An 18,503-nucleotide genomic window follows, 5' to 3' on the forward strand; every position below is an offset into this window, starting at 1 on the left:
GACTGATCCACTGCGGTTTCAAGCTCAACCTTGCGCTCCAGCTTTCTGGACAATGCGTCAATCAGTTTCTGTTGCTCGTCGCCAGACAGCTCGAATGCGGTATCGATTGTCAGCTTAACGGATCGCTCAAGATCTGCTCGATACAGAGCGAACAAAACAGAAACTTCTGGCAACAGGGCCAGACGCTTGTTTTCAGCAAGAATCAACAGGAAGTTTCTGAGTGCTTCAGGCAGCGGCTCTTCAAAACAGTCTGCGAAGAGTTCCGCCTTGCGTTGCTCAGACAGGCCAGGATTGGCCAGGATGTTCACTACCTCTTGGTCAGCCGCAACCTGAGCTGCGAAAGCCAGAGCCTGATCCCACTGATCAACGGCGTTCTGGTCCTGCGCGGCTTTAAAAACGGCTTTCGCGTAGGGTCGGGCTAACGTAGTTAGTTCTGCCATGATGACCCTCTATTAGAGTTCTGCGGCCAGCTTTTCCAGCATCTCGCTGTGAGCTTTGCCGTCGACAGAGGTTTCCAGAATCTTCTCGGCACCGGCAACAGCCAAAGCTGCTACTTCATTTCTCAGTGCGTCGCGAGCCTGAACACGCTCCTGTTGAATTTCTGCCCTGGCCTGTTCAATAAGCTTTTCGCCTTCTTTACGAGCGTCGTCCTTGGAGGCTTCGACGATCTGGGCGGCACGCTTGTTGGCCTGGTCAATCAGGGCTGCAGCTTCTTCTTTCGCTGTGCGCAGTTCCTTGGCCGCTTTCTCTTGAGCAAGCTCAAGATCGAGGGATGCACGGTCTGCGGCGGAAAGGCCGTCTGCAATTTTCTTCTGGCGCGCTTCCATGGCTGCCGTGATCGGCGGCCATACATACTTGACGCAGAACCAGACGAAAATAGCGAAGGCAATTGATTGCCCTATCAACGTAAGGTTTATATTCACGGCAATATACCTCTTGCTATTCGTTGCGTCCTGGTTTCCGGAAATAGGGCGCGGTGACTCACACCAACGCCCTCAATTCGCGGTCTTATTAACCAGCAACAACGAAGATCAGGTACATCGCGATACCAACACCGATCATGGGAACGGCGTCAAGCAGACCGGCCATGATGAAGGCTTTAGTTTGCAGCTGGTTAGCCATTTCTGGCTGACGAGCAGTAGACTCGAGCAGTTTGCCGCCCAGCAGACCGAAACCGATACCGGCGCCCAAAGCACCCAGACCGATGATCAACGCAGCTGCGATAAATACCATTTCCATTGAGAACTCCTCAGTTTTTTCAGATAGTTAAGGGTTTGTTTATTTAAGGGTAAATCAGTGATCTTCGTGCGCTGCACTGAGGTAAACCACAGTAAGCACAGTAAAAATAAAGGCCTGAAGCGGGATAACCAGAATGTGGAAAATAGCCCAAGGTACGTTCAGTGTCCACTGGGCCCACAACGGCAACAAAGCGATCAGGATAAATACAACTTCACCGGCGTACATGTTACCGAACAGACGCAGTGCCAGACTGATTGGCTTGATGATCAGAGCCAAAATTTCAAGCATCAGGTTGACCGGAACCATAGACCAATGGTTGAACGGATTAAAGGCCAGTTCCTTGGTGAAGCCACTCACGCCTTTGACCTTGAAGCTGTAGAACAAGATGAGCAGGAACACGCCCAGCGACAAACCAAATGTCGCGTTCGGATCGGTGGTCGGCACGATCTTGAAGAATTCCAAGCCCATGGCGTGGGCCACGTACGGAATGAAATCCACAGGAATCAGCTTCAGGACGTTCATCAGGAAGATCCAGACGAAAATCGTCAGCGCCAGCGGCGCAATCAGAGGGTTTTTGCCGTGGAAGACGTCACGCACAAGACCCTGGATAAACTCGAAGCACACCTCTACCAGGTTTTGCAGACCGCTCGGCACACCTTCGGTTACCCGAGAAGCGGCAAAACGGAACAAACCCAAAAATAGAAGGCCCATTGCGAGGGACCAACCCATGGTATCCACGTGAATCGCCATGAAACCCATGTCGGCGGCTTCCTGCGCGGTGCTTGCAAATGACCAACTGGTCTCTTGCACGACACTGCCGTCAGCCCGCTCATAGCCAGCCGGAAGCTTGCCATAGGTAAGGTTGGTTAGGTGGTGTTTTATATACTCTACTGGGGTATCAGCTGCCATACTGCTCTCGTCCAGTCATCGCTGTGGTTGCGGCCGGATGAGCCAGCGTAAAGCCGTACCCAACACAACCATCACAGCAAAAGTGAATAACAGAGCCGGTACATGTACTGGCTCCATTAAAGTGAAAACGGCCGCAAAAAAAATTGCGGTTAGGGCGAGCTTGATGCTCTCAGCCCTGAACATATTACCTACCGCCACATCAATTTGGCGGGCGCCCTGGTACCGAAAGGTCCGATGAGCAAAGTACGCGTTTGGTATGACAAAAATAAGACCGCCAGTAAACGCGGAATAACCGGCCAAACGACTTTCTGTTAACCATAACAGGCTAAGAATGATGAGTATCGCCACCTCTATGGTGAGCCACTTTGCCAGCGGCACGTACGTGATGGCTTTCCTAAAACGGGTCATATCACCTACTGTCATTCCAAGCGCGCGGAATTATATGTGTTAACCGATAGGTGTTCAACTGAGTCGAACGGAAAATCAGGGTGTTTTTTGATCAAATCGAGCCGTTCAACGTTTCAGCATCACACAAGTTGTGGTCTGCAACCTAATGTGCAACCACATCTGGTGTTTATTATCGAAACTAGGCCTTTAGGATGATTTTGCTAAATTTATTCGAGTTAGCGAATATGGCCTAAAATCCCGTCGAGCTCATCCAGCGATGTGTACTCAATCACAAGCTTGCCCTTGCCGCGCTTGCCATGAGCAATAGAGACCCGGGCACCCAACCGATCGGACAGATCGTCTTGCAAGGCTCGAATGTTCGGATCCAGTGCTTTTTTATCAGCGTCTTTCGCGGCAGGGGTTTCCTGCTGTAGCCGGCGAACCAGTGCTTCCGTTTGACGAACTGAAAGGGATTTGGCGACGACTTGCCGGGCCACCTGCATTTGCTGCTCGGGCGGAAGGGTCAGCATGGCTCGGCCATGGCCCATTTCCAGATCGCCGTGTTCCAACATGGTACGTACGTCTTCGGTTAGCCCGATTAAACGCAAAAGGTTGGTTATGGTGGTGCGGGACTTACCCACAGCTTCGGCGACTTGTGCCTGGGTAAGGCCAAACTCGTCTTGCAACCGCTGAAGGGCAAAGGCTTCTTCAATAGGGTTCAGGTTTTCACGCTGGATGTTTTCAATCAGCGCCATGGCAATGGCGGCTTCATCCGGCACTTCGCGAATTATGGCGGGGATGCTGTCCAGCTCGGCCAGCTGGGTGGCACGCCAACGGCGTTCGCCGGCAATCAGCTCATAGCGACCATCGTCAATGGCGCGCACAACAACCGGCTGCATAACACCCTGCTGGCGAATAGAGTCAGACAGCTCTTGCAACGCGGCAGGATCCATATCGCGGCGGGGTTGATACCGCCCACGCTGAATGAGATCAACAGGAATGTCCTGCATCTCGCCGTCGCGCGTTGTGCTTTCGCTGCTCTGATTGAGGTTCACTTTGGAACCCTGCAACAGGGCCCCTAAACCACGTTCGCCCAAGCCTCGCTTCTTCGCCGCCATGGTAGTTGTCATTCTTCCTAGTGAAATAATGGATGCATGGTTGCCTGACGGCAAACTATGTTACACCGCAACGGCGCTGGATGTCTTTTTTGTTCCGTGACGACGGACCATCTCACCGGCCATAGCCAGATAAGCAATGGCGCCCTTGGAAGCCTTATCGTAATTCAGCGCCGGCATGCCGTAGCTGGGCGCTTCGGCCAGGCGTACGTTACGGGGAATCACCGCTCGATACACTTTGTCGCCGAAATACTCGCGCAACTGACCGGAAACATCGAGCGTCAGACTGTTACGCGGATCGTACATGGTACGCAGGATGCCTTCCATTTCCAGCTGGGGATTCACGGTTTCCTTGATTTGCTCCACGGTGTTCATCAAGGCCGCCAAACCTTCCAAGGCATAGTACTCACACTGCATGGGGATCAATACGGAATCGGCCGCAGACAGCGAGTTCACCGTTAACAAGTTTAATGAAGGTGGGCAGTCGATCAGGATGTAATCGTAATTATCGCGAACATCGCTCAAGGCCAACCGTAACCGGTGCTCACGACCAATTTCGTTCATCAGCTCAACCTCGGCGGCCGTCAGGTCACCATTACCCGGCAACAAGTCGAAACCGGCCGGGTCGGTTTTTACCATGACTTCTTCAGCTGTCGCACGTTTGGTCAGCAAATCGTAGCCAGACAGCTCAAGTGTGTTTTTATCCACACCACTGCCCATGGTGGCATTGCCCTGCGGGTCCATATCGACCAGCAAAACCCGGCGTTTGATCGCAACCAGCGATGCAGCAAGGTTGACGCAGGTGGTGGTTTTGCCCACACCGCCTTTTTGATTGGTCACTGCAATCACGCGCGTCATGATTCGCCTCCTGCTATTGCGGGTTACCGGGATGATGGGTGTCTGGTCACGACCAACAAGTGCCGCTCACCATCGGCACCGGGGACCTTCAGAGAATGGTTGGATTCTACCTGCCAACTGCTTGGAAGGGCAGCTACTTCATCATCCGGATACTGACCTTTCATGGCAAGGAACTCGCCGTCTTCTGCCAAAAGTTGTTCACACCAGCTCACCAGATTCTCCAGCGCGGTAAACGCCCGGCTACTGATCTGACGAAATAGCTGCTCAGGCTGGCAATCTTCAGCACGTCCGTGGATAACTTCTACGTTCTGCAAGCCCAATTCCAATACGCACTGGTTAAGGAACCGGGTTTTCTTGCCGTTGCTGTCCAGAAGCGTAAAACGTTTATCTGGGAACACAATGGCCAGGGGGATGCCGGGCATGCCGCCACCGGCGCCTACGTCGAGCAGGTGATCAGTCGTTACCCAAGACATGATGCTCAGGCTGTCCAGTAACTGGCGCGACACCATGACCCGTTCATCGCGGACTGCGGTGAGGTTGTAGGCCTTGTTCCATTTGTTCAGTAGAGCGAGAAAAGCCAGCAACTGCTGTTGCTGGCCATCACTCAAGGAAACCTTCATCTCAGCCAGCCCATCTTGGAGCTGGCTCTGCCATTGTGGATAAGTCATAGGTTTGGATCAGGCGCTTTGCTTGCGGAGAAGGTCCCGCTTTTTCAGGTGAACCAGAATCTGGCTAATGGCGGCGGGGGTAACCCCTTGGATACGGGATGCCTGAGCGACCGTTTCCGGGCGCACTTCCTGCAGCTTTTGCTTAATTTCATTGGATAAACCGCCGATCACCTCATAATCCAGATCCACCGGCAGCCGGGTGTTCTCGTTTTTACGCAAGCGCTCGATCTCGTCCGCCTGACGGGAAATGTAGCCTTCGTATTTAACTTCGATTTCCACCTGCTCGGCCACGACCGGATCTTCCGCACAATCATCGCCAATGTCGGCAATGTGCTGGTAAACAATTTCCGGGCGACGCAGCAATTCTGCGAGAGACTGGTCTCGGGTCATCGGCTGCTTGAGGAAACCGTTGGCGCGTTCACCGGCCTCGGTGTTGGGGTGAATGCGGGTTTCTTCCAGACGGCGGCGCTCATTAACGATGGCTTCGCTCTTTACACAAAACTTCTGCCAGCGCTCATCATCAACCAGACCCAGCTTGCGGCCGGTTTCGGTCAAACGCAGATCGGCGTTGTCTTCACGCAGGATCAAGCGATATTCAGCACGGCTGGTGAACATCCGGTAGGGCTCACTGGTACCCATGGTGATCAAGTCATCAACCAGAACACCCAGATACGCCTCATCCCGGCGCGGATACCACTCGTCTTTGTCCTGAGCGCGCAACGCGGCATTGATACCCGCCAGCAAGCCTTGCGCACCGGCTTCTTCGTAACCGGTAGTGCCGTTGATCTGACCGGCAAAGTACAGGCCCTGGATAAACTTGGTCTCCAGCGTGTGGCGCAAATCCTGCGGGTTCAGGTAATCGTACTCGATGGCATAGCCCGGGCGCAGGATATGGGCGTTTTCAAAACCGGGAATGGATTGCACGGCTTTGAGCTGAATATCGAATGGCAGACTGGTGGAAATGCCGTTCGGGTAGAGCTCATTCGTGGTCAGGCCTTCCGGCTCAACGAAGATCTGGTGTGAATCTTTGTCCGCGAAACGATTCACCTTGTCTTCGATAGACGGACAATAGCGCGGTCCGACACCTTCGATGCTTCCGGCAAACATGGGCGAGCGGTCGAAGCCGCTGCGAATAATGTCGTGGGTTTCTTCAGTGGTCCGGGTCACGTAGCAGCAGATCTGCTCCGGGTGCTCATCGCGACTGCCAATGAACGACATCACCGGTGTCGGGGTGTCACCCCACTGCTTCTGCATCACCGAGAAATCTACGGTGCGGGCATCAATACGTGGCGGTGTACCGGTTTTCAGTCGGCCCACGTTAAAAGGCAGCTCTCGTAAACGCTTCGCCAGCGCATTGGCGGGCGCATCGCCCGCACGACCACCGGCATGGTTCTGCATGCCGATGTGGATAACTCCGCCCAGGAAGGTGCCCGTGGTGAGTACCACGGTTTTCGCATTGAAACGGATACCGGTCTGGGTGACCACGCCTACCACCTGATCGTTTTCCACAATCAAATCATCGGCGGCTTGCTGGAACAGCGTGAGGTTGGGCTGATTTTCCAAGGTGTGGCGAATCGCCGCTTTGTAAAGAATCCGGTCAGCCTGGGCGCGTGTTGCACGAACCGCTGGGCCTTTGCGGGCATTCAAAACCCGGAACTGGATACCGGATTGATCGGTGGCTCTCGCCATGGCGCCGCCCAACGCATCGATTTCCTTAACCAGATGGCTTTTACCAATACCACCAATGGCCGGGTTGCACGACATCTGCCCCAGCGTCTCAATGTTGTGGGTCAGCAGCAGAGTTGCCGAGCCCATGCGCGCAGCCGCCAAAGCGGCTTCAGTACCGGCATGGCCACCACCAATGACAATGACATCGAAACGGGTTGGAAAATCCACACTACACCTCGGGAATCGGGGGATAAAATCAGGGCGGCGAGTATACCGCTTCGTCGCAGAAATTGCAGTCAGAATGTGCAAATTTTGATCAGATTACGTGTAATCCCAAACCACCCGATCTTCACCCACCCTTAAACACAACACAAAGTCAGGTTTCTGAGCATTACGGAAAATTTGAAAACCGCTACTTTTCATAAGCTTGCGGACAGCTTCTTAAAAGTTCTTAAAGTTTTTATCCACAGAAAAACGCCTCCCAAAGACACCCCGATAATCAACTTAAACAACTGATAAACAACAACTTATTCATTTTTATCCCAAACTCTTCCCAAACTTATCAAATAAGTTATCCACAAATTCGGGTGGGCCACTGTTTATCCACTTTGGTGAGTTTCCTCAGATCGGCTTCTGACCGTCAACGGAGCCGCCCGCAAGGCGCTCCAACTCTTTTTCCACAGCATTAGAGGACTTTGCGAATCGGGCCAACAAGTTATACAGCACAGGAATGATGAACAGCGTCAGCGTGGTCGCAAAAATCAGACCTCCGAGAATCACCACACCAATCGCCGCGCGGCTTTCGGCCCCGGCCCCGGTAGCGATCACCAGAGGTACGGCACCAAATACAGTGGAGATGGTGGTCATCAGAACGGGTCTGAAGCGCAGAATCGCGCCTTCCAGAATGGCATCCCGCACTTCATACCCCTGGTCCCGAAGCTGGTTGGCGAACTCAACGATGAGAATCCCGTTCTTGGCCATCAACCCTAACAGCATGATGATGCCGATCTGACTGTAGATGTTCAGGCTGATGCCCGACCAAGCCAAGGCAACCAATGCCCCGGTAACCGCCAATGGCACAGACAACATAATAATCAGGGGGTGAATCCAGCTTTCAAACTGAGCGGCCAGCACCAAAAAGACAATGACGAAAGCCAGCGCAAAGGTGACAAAAATGGCCGATGACGATTCCTGAAATTCCCGGGACAGCCCTTTGAATGACAACCGGGCTTCCGGTGGCAAGTTATCCACAGCCAGATTGTTCAGGTCATTGAGCGCGGTGCCCAGGTCATAGCCGTCGGCCAGCGAGGCACTGATCACCACCGCCGGTAACCGGTCAATGCGCTTAAGATCCGGGTTGGCACCAATTTCATCCACAGACACCAGGGCTTTCAAGGGAATCAGCTCGCCCCCTGCCCTCGGCCGTAGAAAAATCTGCTCCAAATCGTCTGGGGTCGCACGATCGGCATCTTCGGCTTGAACAATGACATCATACTCCTGACCACGATCCATATAGGTGGTCACTTGTCGCGAAGCCAGCATGGTTTGCAGGGTCAGGCCGATGTCTTCAACGGTGATATCGAGATCGGCCGCGCGCTCCCGGTCGATCTCGACCTGTAATTCAGGTCGGGTCAGCTCAAAATCGCTATCCACGTTCAGTAGATTCGGATTTTCCTTGGCGCGCTCGACAATTTCATCGCTCCAGGCCTGAACGGATTCGTAATCCGGGCCCGCCACTACAAACTCGACAGGCTGGCTGAAACCACGCTGACCTAGCCCGGGAGGGTTAATCACTGCAATTCGGACGCCGGAGATATCCTCAATCTTTTTGCGTATTTCGCTGGTCACCTGCTGCTGCTTGACCGTGCGCTGCTCCCAGGGCACCAACCCCATGATCATAAAGGCGTTGTCTTCTTCGCCGCGAAAACCGACGATCGACAAGAATCGCTCGGCGGTGCCTTCATCCAGGTATTCAAGCAGCTCCTGCTCGGCCTGTTGTACAAAGTGATTGGTGAACTCTACGGTGGACCCTCGCGGCGCCCCGACCGGCATGATGATCACACCGCGATCTTCGGTAGGCGCCAGCTCTTGCGGCAAATTCGGGTATATCACGCCAGCGATCACTATTCCGGCCACACCAATACCCAGCAGCAAACCGGATTGATTCAAGGCAAAGCGCAGAGCTTTCTCATAACCATGGCTCAGGCCATTGAGCACTTTTTCACTGAATGCCCACAGCCGGTGGCCTTCCACTGTTTCCGGACTGTGTCTGAGCCATTTCGAACACAGCATCGGCGCTAACGTAAGTGCCACCAGGCTGGAGACAATCACGGCCGCTGCAAGGGTGAATCCAAACTCCGCAAACAGACGCCCGATGTTACCGCCCATAAACGAAATCGGCACAAACACCGCCACCAAGGTCAAAGTGGTGGCAATTACGGCAAAAGCGACCTGCTTGGCGCCCCGATAGGCTGCCAGCAAAGGGGGTTCACCTTCATCAATGCGGCGCTGAATGTTTTCCAGCATCACGATGGCATCGTCCACCACCAGCCCGATTGCCAGAATTACCGCCAACAGCGTCAGTACGTTGATGGAGAAGCCGAGCAAACCCAAGCCAATAAATGCCCCGATTACCGCCACAGGGATCGTCACTGCGGGTATCAAAGTGGCCCGCCAGGAACGCAGGAACAGGAAGATTACCAGAATAACCAGCGACACAGAGATCGCCAAAGTGATCAGAACTTCCTTGATGGAGGCCCGGATAAAGATGGATTCGTCATAGCTTTCGGCAATCGAGACCTCCGGCGGCAGGGTTTCCCGAATCACATCCAGTTCCGCTTTCACGGCATTGGAAACCGCGACGGTGTTGGCTTTCGACTGTCGAATAATGCCCATGCCAATGGCCGTGCGACCACTGGCTCTAAGCCGGCTAACATCAGATTCCACGCCCAATTGCACGTTGGCGACTTCTCCCAGGCGCAATAAGTCATTGCCATCCCGGCGGACCACCAGATTTCGGAATTCTTCGACGGAGGATAAGCGCCCTTGTGCGCGCACTGTGAAGTTCCGGGTAGACGATTCCACCGAACCGGCCGGTAACTCCACATTATTGGCGCGCAGGGCTTGCTCGACTTCTGCCACCGAGATATTCCGAGCCGCCAGTTTATCCCGATCCAGCCAGACCCGAATGGCGTAACGGCGCTCGCCTCCGATGCTCACATCAGCGACCCCATCGAGCACAGACAAGCGGTCGCTCAAGACCCGATCGGCAAAATCACTGAGTTCAGCGCTGTCCCAAACCTCACTGGTGAGGGTGACCCACATCATCGGCCGTGCGTCGGAATCGGCCTTACGGACCACGGGCGGATCGGCTTCGTCCGGCAACCGGTTCAGCACCCGGGACACTGCGTCGCGCACATCATTCGCGGCCACTTCGATATCACGGGAGGTGTTGAATTCAATGGTGGTTCTGGACTCGCCTTGCTCGGTGGAAGACTCAATCGACCGAATACCCTCAACACCACTGATACTTCCTTCGATCACCTGCGTGATCTGGCTGTCGACGACTTCTGCCGCTGCACCGGTATAGTCGGTGGAAATCGAGACCACCGGCGGATCAATGTCCGGGTATTCGCGCACCGGCAATTCAAACAAAGCCGTCAGGCCAAACACGACAATCAACAGGCTCAGAACGGTGGCAAACACCGGGCGTTTGATGGAAATATCAGAAAGCACCATAAATCAGGACTCCCGAGCAGGTTCGAACCTGTTTTCGGGAATAGAGCGGTCGGATTCAACCACGCGGATGCGTTGTCCAGAACTCAACCGGGCCTGGCCAGTGACCACCACGGAATCCTCCATGCTCACACCTTGCGTCACTTCCACCCACCCCGGCATACGATGTCCAATCTGAACCGATACCCGGCGAGCGAGACCATCTTCGGCAACGAACACATATTTCTCATCACCACGCACCATCACCGCCTGTTCTGGCAATACCAGACCTTCCCGTTCCTGCAAGGTCAGCGAGGCCGACATGAATTGCCCCGGGCGCAAAAGACCCTCGGAATTATCAATCAACGCTCGCACCGCTAGGGTACGGCTCAGTTCGCTGATTCGGGAGGCAAGCTCCACCAACTCACCCTCAAACTGCTGATCCGGAAACGCCGGTGACACGGCTGCCACAGGCTGGCCAATCTTTACCTGACCAACAAACCGTTCCGGTACGGCAAAATTCAGCTCTAACTGACCAGTGGAATCCAGTGTGGTAATACTGGTTCCGGCCTGCAGAAAGGCACCGGTACTGATGTCGGAGAGCCCAACCACTCCGGCGAACGGTGCCTCTATGTGATGGTTTTCCAGGCGGACTTTAGCCGCTTCTCGCTCGGCCACGGCAACCGCTACAGATGTTTGCAGTTCATCAACCTGGGACTGGGATACGCTGTTGTTGGCTCGCAAACTCCTGGCTCTGTCATACTGCCGTCGGGCATCAGAAAGCCGCGCCTCTAACACGGCCAAATCGGCACGAGCCTGTCGATCATCCAGGCGAAGCAGAACATCCCCTTGTTGAACCGGCTTGCCGGGTTCCAGATTTAACGCAACCACCCGACCACTGACTTCCGTCATCAACTCAACGGAGTCAACGGCTCGCAGGTTGGCGACCGAAGAGAGCTGGTCTCTGATCTCGCGCATTTCGGGTGTGGCGATGTTGACTGACGTCACCCTAGCCTGCCTGTTCTGCCCATCGGCGACCGGTTGCTGGTTCAGGTAAACCCCCGCACCCACCAATACCACTACGATTACCACCAACCCTACCAGCCACTGCTTCCACATGAATTTCGACAACCTGTCCGTTATTGGCTTTGCGGGTCAGATCCCGCCCCTTTTTTCTGGATGACCAAAACCACTTCACCCACCTCAACACCCCACTTCGTCATGCGAGTTTGGTTGATCAGGGTATCGGGTGTAATCAGGTACATCCAATCGTCCATCCGCACATCCATCGTGCCGTCACCGTAATCGACTCTGAGCAGATAGTTCATATGTATGGCGTTTCCCTGCCAGCGCATGGTGCCGGGCTCTACTACGTCGCCCGCTTCGGCATGATAGCTGTTGCTGGCCGGTGTCAGTGTCCAGACCCGAGTCTGGATCTCGCCATCGTTAAATCGAAACACTTCATCCAGAGTACCGGTGCCATCGGCCTCCCAGGTAGCCACTATATCGGCATCAAACGTACGAATCACCGCACCGGAGAAGTTCTTGACCACACCTCGGGCTGAAAGTTCGCCGTTAAAAAACTCATGAGGGATCAGCGCGGGTTCAGCGCCCTGGTAATCCTCCAGAGACGGCCCGGCACATCCCCAAAGCGCCAGCACCATGAACAGTATAAGGCCCTGCGGCCCCAATCTACGGGCCTTTCGAGAAACAAAGCGATTTTGCATAACTTTTACACTCCCATCACCAGATAACGAATTAATAACCCACAGATTTACGTGCGTAATTGTCTGTCCGATCAGATTGAACGCCTGAGCGTCATTTCAGCCAATTGTCCAAACTGACAGTAGTCACGGGGGTTTTCGTCAATGGCAGCCTCCGGTGAATGCCGTAAAACTAAAAGCATCAGGGTGTCGAGCCCTCAAATGCACACGAGAAGGATTGGTTATGCCTCAGTACAAAGCACCCCTGCGGGATATGAAGTTTTTAATGAACGACGTGTTCGACTATCCACGTCATTACGCTGGCCTGAATTCTGGCGAGAATGCCACTCCGGACATCGTTGAAGCTATCCTGAATGAGTGCGGCCGATTCTGCGAAGAAGAACTCAGCCCCTTGTATCAGGTGGGTGACGAAGAAGGTTGTAAGCTGGAAAACGGTGAAGTTTCCACACCCAAAGGTTTCAAAGAAGCCTATAACCAGTACGTCATGGGCGGCTGGCAGGGACTGTCTGCCCCCGAAGAATTCGGTGGTCAGGGGCTGCCCGCCTCCATGGGCTTGTTCAAACAGGAAATGATGGGTACCGCCAACTGGTCATTCGCCATGTACCCGGGCTTGTCTCTGGGTGCGATGAATACCATTTTCCTGCACGGCAGCGATGATCAGAAGCAAACCTATCTGGTCCCGCTCACCGAAGGTCGTTGGGGCGGCACCATGTGTTTGACCGAGCCGCAGTGCGGCACGGACCTTGGCCAGGTGAAAACCAAAGCTGAGCCTCAGAAAGACGGCACCTACAAACTAACCGGCACCAAGATCTTCATTTCTTCCGGTGACCACGACCTGACCGAAAACATAGTTCACATCGTTCTGGCTCGCTTGCCAGGCGCCCCGAAAGGCACCCGCGGCATCAGCCTGTTCATCGTTCCCAAGTTCCTGCCCTCAGATGACGGCGGCGTGGGTGAGCGTAACGGCGTGACCTGCGGCAGCCTTGAAAAGAAAATGGGCATCAAAGCATCCGCCACCTGCGTGATGAACTTTGACGATGCCACCGGTTACCTGATTGGCCCCGAAAACGAAGGCCTCGAGTGCATGTTCACCTTTATGAACACGGCCCGTATCGGTACCGCCATCCAGGGCGTTGGCCCCGCAGAACTGTCCTATCAGTGGGCGCTTGAGTACGCCAAAGACCGTCGTTCCATGCGGGCTCTGTCTGGTAAAAAAGAACCTGACCAAGTGGCCGACAGCCTGATCCACCATGCCGACGTTCGCCGCATGTTGCTGACTCAGAAGGCCATCGCTGAAGGCGGTCGTGCCATGCTGTACTACGCAGCCAAGACCGCCGACCACATGGTGGAGGCACACGTCGCCAAAGACGAGCAAGCAACCAAGAAACACGACGACAAACTCGGCTTCCTGACGCCAATTCTAAAAGGCTTCCTGACTGAGCTGGGTAACGAAGCGGCGAACCTGGGCATGCAGGTATTTGGTGGCCACGGCTACATCCGCGAACACGGTATGGAACAGATTGCCCGGGATACCCGGATCGCCACTCTGTATGAGGGCACCACCGGAATTCAGGCGCTGGATCTGCTGGGCCGTAAAGTGTTGTTGATGACCCAAGGTGGCGCGGTACGTGAATTTACCCTGAAGGTCGCGAACTTCGCTCGCAAGAACCTGACCAACAGTAAGCTACGCCCGATGGCTGTTGAGCTTCTGAAACTGACGGCTCAGTGGAACCTGCTGACGGTTCGCGTGATGCTTGCTGCTCGCAAAGACCGCGATGTAGTCAGCGCAGCGGCTTACGACTTCCTGATGTACAGCGGATACGTTTCCATGGCGTATATGTGGCTGCGCCAGGCCGCGGTCGCGTCCGAAAAACTGGAGAAGGGTGGCGAAGAGTCAGAAGCCTTCTATCAGACCAAAATCAGCACTGCCGAGTTCTACTATGAGCGCCTGCTGCCCCGTGCTCAAAGTCATGCCACCAGCATGCTGAGCCCGACGCGTAATCTGATGCAGATCGACGCCGACGATTTGGCCTTTACCGGGTAACACCCCGGTAGTTTCTATCCCGGGTAGCAGCTCTACCCGGGATTTTTTTGGGCCAAGGTTTATAGACCGTATTTGGTCTCAATGGCCTGAAACATGCCGTTGTCCTTGATGGTCTGCAGGCTTTGTTGCAGCTTCTGAATGATGTCGTCAGACGTGCCCGGGTTCATCGCGAGATACAGTTCGGTCTCGTTAAACGAATATACCGGCTCCAACCCCTCCACATCCTGCTGAGACGCAAAGTATGGCCCGGCCAGTCGGTCGGCTATCCACAAATCGACCTGCCCCAGTTCCAGACGCTTGGGATTGATGTCATCACTTTCCATCGCCGAGACTTCGTAACCGCGATCCAACAGATAGTTGGTCATCACGTCGTTGCGGTAACCCCCGTACAACATGCCTCTAGTATCTTCCAACTTGTCGATTTTCAGGTTGGTTCCACCGGCTGCAAAAATTGTCCACAGGTTTTGCGTCAACGGTCCTACCCATTTGAAGTTCGGCGCGCGCTCGTCCGTGTATGTTGTGCAAAAGATGCCGTGATTTGGTTTTTGTAAGGCTCGCTTGTAACCGTAGTCCCAGTTTCGCAACTTGATGACATAGTCCAGGCCGGAGTTCTCCAGAATCGCTTTAACCATTTCGGAACAAATGCCGTCTATTTCGTTACCGTTATGCTCAAAAGCGCGACCGGTAGCACTCATATTGTACGGAGGGAAGTTCTCGGTATAGATGTAGAGCTTGTCGGAAGCAGACACGGAGGCGGCTCCTGCGCCCAATGCCAGAACGCCCGCCAACGCTATAAATCGACCCAATTTACGCACGAATACTCTCCTTTATCATTGATAACCGTCTACCGATCTCAGAAAAATTGAACGAATATAGAAAGTTAGATTAATGAAGAGTACCGAATTGAGACCAAATTTTTAGTAATAAACTGTTAGTTTTCGTAAGGAAGCTGTTTTAAGAAAAAATGCGACCGGTACAGCGACCGGTCGTACCTTAAAGCGACAGATCCATTAACACAGTCGCGTTAGAACGTTAAGTTTGCAGATATCCACAGGCGCCGCCCTTCTTCAGAGTTTGCGTAACGGTTTCCATAACTGGCGCCGTTTTCGTATGCCTGATACTCAATGAAATCTTCATCCAGCAGGTTGTAGATAGTGGCGCTCAACCCAAGGTTCTCTGTTGCCTGAAGTTTGCCGCCCATGTGCACCAAAGTGACCGCCTTGAAGTCCCCAAGATCCGCGTAGGAAGGCGCTCCGCGAACCCGTTCTCTGGCACGATAGCGCTCACTCTCATACTGGGCTTTCAGGTAAGCAGACCAGCGCGCAGAGGGTGCCCAACGCAACTCGACATTGGCCATATGCTCCGGAGTATCGGTAAGCGGCTCGCCCTTACTCTCTCCGGATTTCTGTTCGCTGTCGGTATACGTGTAGTTAGCAGCCAAACGCCAATCCTGCGCAAAGGGCACAGAGCCGTGCAGTTCCACCCCCCGAGTAATGGCTTCATCAATATTCTTATCTTGGCCAAATACGTCCGCCAATGGCCAGTTGCCTTTATCCACACAGCCAGGCCGATTCGGGTCCTGTGCATAACTGCAATTCAACAGATCCGGACCCTCCGCAATTTTGTCCGTAAACTCGTTGTAAAAAACCGTTGCACCGAAACGGTACCCAGCTGGCTTTTCGTACATCACAGCGACTTCTGTAGAGGTCGATGTTTCAGGCTGGAGGTCAGGGCTACCAAACAACGGAATGGTTCCCTGACCGGTAAAACCAACCACACCGGGATCCAGCTGTTCCAGGCCGGGTGTTTTATACCCGCGGCTGACACCACCCTTGATGGTCAGTTCAGGCGTGGAGCTCCAAACCAGATAAGCCCGCGGGCTGAATTGGCCGCCAAATGAGTCATGGTGGTCGTAGCGCCCTCCAAGCGTCAGCGCCAGGTCATCAGCGAGGAACCACTCGTCTTCAACAAACAGCGCCTTGGTTTTTTGTTTGAACTCTTGCTCAGCCACCCCATCAGTCATGCGAGCATCAAACCATTGGCCGCCTACGGTGAGTACATGATTATCCACTGGCATCACCAGCTTGCTGTCGATCACCCGGTTCTCAGCTTTCAATTCCCGATGGGAACCCGGCGCTTTACCTGGTACCCCGTCGGGGATAACGCGCCCACCGGTTTCGGTGACGGTTCTCATGATGCTGGTTTCCAGCGTGCCGAGCGCGAACCTACCGGTATGACCAACGGCAAACTGATCGCGATCAAACTCCAACTCCGGGCCATAACCCGCAGGCCCAAGCGTGCCCAACTGGCCTTCGGAGTTGTCGTAGTCCTGCTTGCTGGTTTCGATATCCAGCCAGAACTCATTGGTCTCGCCCGGCGTTACCGTGAATCGGCCGCCCACGGTGTATTGGTCAGACTCGACAGGGCTGGGGCCACGAGTGCTGACTTCAATCGGATCGCCATTGAGATCCAAAAATTCCAGTTCAGACTCATCCCGCTCAAACCAGCGACCACGAAGTTGCAGACCAAGCAAGTTATCCACAAGGGGACCTGTGGTATACGCACTGTAGACTCGGCTATCACCAAAATCTTGGTCTTGGTTCAGCGTGGTTTCCGCGGTCAGAGATGTGCTCCACTCCGGACTGACCTTACGGGTTATGATGTTGATTACCCCACCCATCGCATCCGAGCCATAAAGCGTAGACATGGGACCTCGCACAACCTCAATGCGCTCGATGGCGGCTGGAGGGGGCAGGAAACTGGTGGCGGTTTGTCCGAAGCCGTTCGGGGTCACGTCGCCCGCGGTATTCTGCCGACGACCATCAATCAAGATCAGTGTGTATTCGGCAGGCATTCCGCGCATGCGGATGTCAAAACCACCCGTTTTACCTGCCGATCCGCTGACATCCACGCCTTCAACATCGTCGAGAATATCGGTCAGACTGAACGCTTGTTTATTGCGAATCTCTTCATGGTTAATCACGGTGATGCTGGCTGGCGCCGCCGACTGGCTCTGTTCAAAACCTGAGGCTGATACCACAATTTCATCCAGCTCGACTGGCTGCGCTGAAACCTGTAATGCGAGACCGGAAGACAACACAGCAACCGCTGTCGAGAGAATGGAAGTCCTGAACTGCATGAGCCACTCCTTGCAAAGTTGATAACAAATAACGAGCGCAAATGATAATTCTTTGCATTTGATGATTGCAATGATTTAATGCCTGGAAGTGGATTTCTGGAAGGAGATGTTTAGAAAAAAAGCCCCGCAAGCATGGCCTGCGGGGCGAAAAGTATTACCGGTTAAGGTGCTTCGCGTGGAAGCGAAGGTGCTCTTCAATATAGCTGGCGATGAAGTAATAGCTGTGGTCGTAGCCTTCATGCCGATTCAGTTCCAACGGGTAACCACTTTGCTTGGCAGCAACTTCCAGCATTTCCGGTTTCAGTTGCTCAGCCAAGAAATTATCGGCTTCGCCTTGATCCACCCTAGCCGGCACGAACTTGCTGGCCTTTTGCATCAGCAGGCTGGCGTCGTACTCGGCCCAGCTGGCGGTATCTTTGCCAAGATAAGCCGCAAATGCTTTTTTGCCCCATGGGCAGTTGACCGGATTGCTGATCGGACTAAACGCCGAGACCGACTGAAACCGCTCCGGGTTACGCATTGCTAACACCAGCGCGCCATGACCACCCATTGAGTGGCCCGATATGGAACGCTGATCACTGACCGGGAACATGCTTTCAATCAACGCCGGGAGTTCGTCCAGCACGTAATCGTACATGCGGTAATGCCGGCTCCAGGGCTCCTGGGTCGCATTCACATAGAACCCGGCGCCCTTACCCAGATCGTAGCCATCATCATCGGCGACATCGTCACCACGGGGGCTGGTATCCGGGGCAATGATGGCCACGCCCAGTTCCGCGGCCAGACGATGAGCACCGGCTTTCTGCATGAAATTTTCATCGGTGCAGGTCAGACCGGACAACCAGTACACAGCGGGTACCTTTTGGCCCTTGGAAGCCTGCGGCGGCAGGTAAATTGCAAAACGCATTGAACAGTTCAGTGTCTCGGAGTAATGACTGTACTGCTTGTGCCAACCACCAAAACTTTTATTACTGCTCAGGTTTTCAATAGACATGGGAACCTCTCAACTAAAAGGCTGCCTGCACCGGGCACAAGCAG

At 54.1% G+C, this 18,503-nt stretch carries 16 protein-coding genes; 1 reads left to right on the top strand and 15 read right to left on the bottom strand.

The window, feature by feature from the left end:
- The 12 genes from VOI14_RS00005 to VOI14_RS00060 form a co-directional block, all read right to left on the bottom strand.
- Positions 1-440, bottom strand: a 440-nt coding sequence (locus tag VOI14_RS00005) for a F0F1 ATP synthase subunit delta (protein WP_323749968.1), incomplete at its 3' end; no start/stop codon positions are given.
- Positions 441-452: 12 nt separating this feature from the next.
- Positions 453-923 carry a F0F1 ATP synthase subunit B gene (locus VOI14_RS00010; protein ID WP_199005563.1) on the bottom strand — a complete coding sequence of 157 codons (471 nt, stop codon included), beginning with the start codon at positions 921-923 and terminating at the stop codon, positions 453-455.
- An 88-nt stretch (positions 924-1,011) separates the two neighbouring features.
- Complete coding sequence (gene atpE / locus VOI14_RS00015) at positions 1,012-1,239, bottom strand: F0F1 ATP synthase subunit C (RefSeq protein WP_014423137.1); 228 nt, start codon at positions 1,237-1,239, stop codon at positions 1,012-1,014.
- A 54-nt stretch (positions 1,240-1,293) separates the two neighbouring features.
- Positions 1,294-2,148 (bottom strand): F0F1 ATP synthase subunit A, encoded by an 855-nt coding sequence (atpB, locus tag VOI14_RS00020; protein WP_323749969.1) that lies wholly within the window; start codon positions 2,146-2,148, stop codon positions 1,294-1,296.
- 15 nt (positions 2,149-2,163) lie between these two features.
- The gene (locus VOI14_RS00025; protein WP_323749970.1) at positions 2,164-2,571 is read right to left on the bottom strand and encodes an ATP synthase subunit I; all 408 of its coding nucleotides are present in this window, start codon (positions 2,569-2,571) and stop codon (positions 2,164-2,166) included.
- 200 nt (positions 2,572-2,771) lie between these two features.
- The gene (locus tag VOI14_RS00030; RefSeq protein ID WP_323749971.1) at positions 2,772-3,653 is read right to left on the bottom strand and encodes a ParB/RepB/Spo0J family partition protein; all 882 of its coding nucleotides are present in this window, start codon (positions 3,651-3,653) and stop codon (positions 2,772-2,774) included.
- Between the two features lie 60 nt (positions 3,654-3,713).
- Positions 3,714-4,508: an AAA family ATPase gene (locus VOI14_RS00035; protein WP_323749972.1), complete on the bottom strand. Its 795-nt coding sequence runs from the start codon at positions 4,506-4,508 to the stop codon at positions 3,714-3,716.
- A gap of 23 nt (positions 4,509-4,531) precedes the next feature.
- Entirely contained in the window at positions 4,532-5,176 is a 645-nt protein-coding gene (rsmG, locus tag VOI14_RS00040) for a 16S rRNA (guanine(527)-N(7))-methyltransferase RsmG (protein WP_323749973.1), read from the bottom strand.
- A gap of 9 nt (positions 5,177-5,185) precedes the next feature.
- Positions 5,186-7,072 (bottom strand): tRNA uridine-5-carboxymethylaminomethyl(34) synthesis enzyme MnmG, encoded by a 1,887-nt coding sequence (gene mnmG / locus VOI14_RS00045; RefSeq protein WP_323749974.1) that lies wholly within the window; start codon positions 7,070-7,072, stop codon positions 5,186-5,188.
- 393 nt (positions 7,073-7,465) lie between these two features.
- Positions 7,466-10,582 (bottom strand): efflux RND transporter permease subunit, encoded by a 3,117-nt coding sequence (locus VOI14_RS00050; RefSeq protein WP_323749975.1) that lies wholly within the window; start codon positions 10,580-10,582, stop codon positions 7,466-7,468.
- Between the two features lie 3 nt (positions 10,583-10,585).
- Positions 10,586-11,677: an efflux RND transporter periplasmic adaptor subunit gene (locus VOI14_RS00055; protein WP_323749976.1), complete on the bottom strand. Its 1,092-nt coding sequence runs from the start codon at positions 11,675-11,677 to the stop codon at positions 10,586-10,588.
- Positions 11,678-11,697: 20 nt separating this feature from the next.
- Complete coding sequence (locus tag VOI14_RS00060) at positions 11,698-12,222, bottom strand: DUF3833 domain-containing protein (RefSeq protein ID WP_323750354.1); 525 nt, start codon at positions 12,220-12,222, stop codon at positions 11,698-11,700.
- 283 nt (positions 12,223-12,505) lie between these two features.
- Between VOI14_RS00060 and VOI14_RS00065 the strand changes: the two genes are divergently transcribed.
- The gene (locus VOI14_RS00065) at positions 12,506-14,326 is read left to right on the top strand and encodes an acyl-CoA dehydrogenase C-terminal domain-containing protein (protein ID WP_323749977.1); all 1,821 of its coding nucleotides are present in this window, start codon (positions 12,506-12,508) and stop codon (positions 14,324-14,326) included.
- 59 nt (positions 14,327-14,385) lie between these two features.
- On the opposite strand, the gene VOI14_RS00070 is transcribed toward VOI14_RS00065, so the two are convergent.
- The 3 genes from VOI14_RS00070 to fghA form a co-directional block, all read right to left on the bottom strand.
- Entirely contained in the window at positions 14,386-15,141 is a 756-nt protein-coding gene (locus tag VOI14_RS00070) for an ABC transporter substrate-binding protein (RefSeq protein ID WP_323749978.1), read from the bottom strand.
- 209 nt (positions 15,142-15,350) lie between these two features.
- Entirely contained in the window at positions 15,351-17,465 is a 2,115-nt protein-coding gene (locus VOI14_RS00075) for a TonB-dependent receptor domain-containing protein (protein ID WP_323749979.1), read from the bottom strand.
- Between the two features lie 154 nt (positions 17,466-17,619).
- Positions 17,620-18,459 (bottom strand): S-formylglutathione hydrolase, encoded by an 840-nt coding sequence (gene fghA, locus VOI14_RS00080; RefSeq protein ID WP_323749980.1) that lies wholly within the window; start codon positions 18,457-18,459, stop codon positions 17,620-17,622.
- Between the last annotated feature and the right edge of the window lie 44 nt (positions 18,460-18,503).

It is taken from the genome of Marinobacter sp. (assembly GCF_034669625.1).
GTDB lineage: Bacteria > Pseudomonadota > Gammaproteobacteria > Pseudomonadales > Oleiphilaceae > Marinobacter.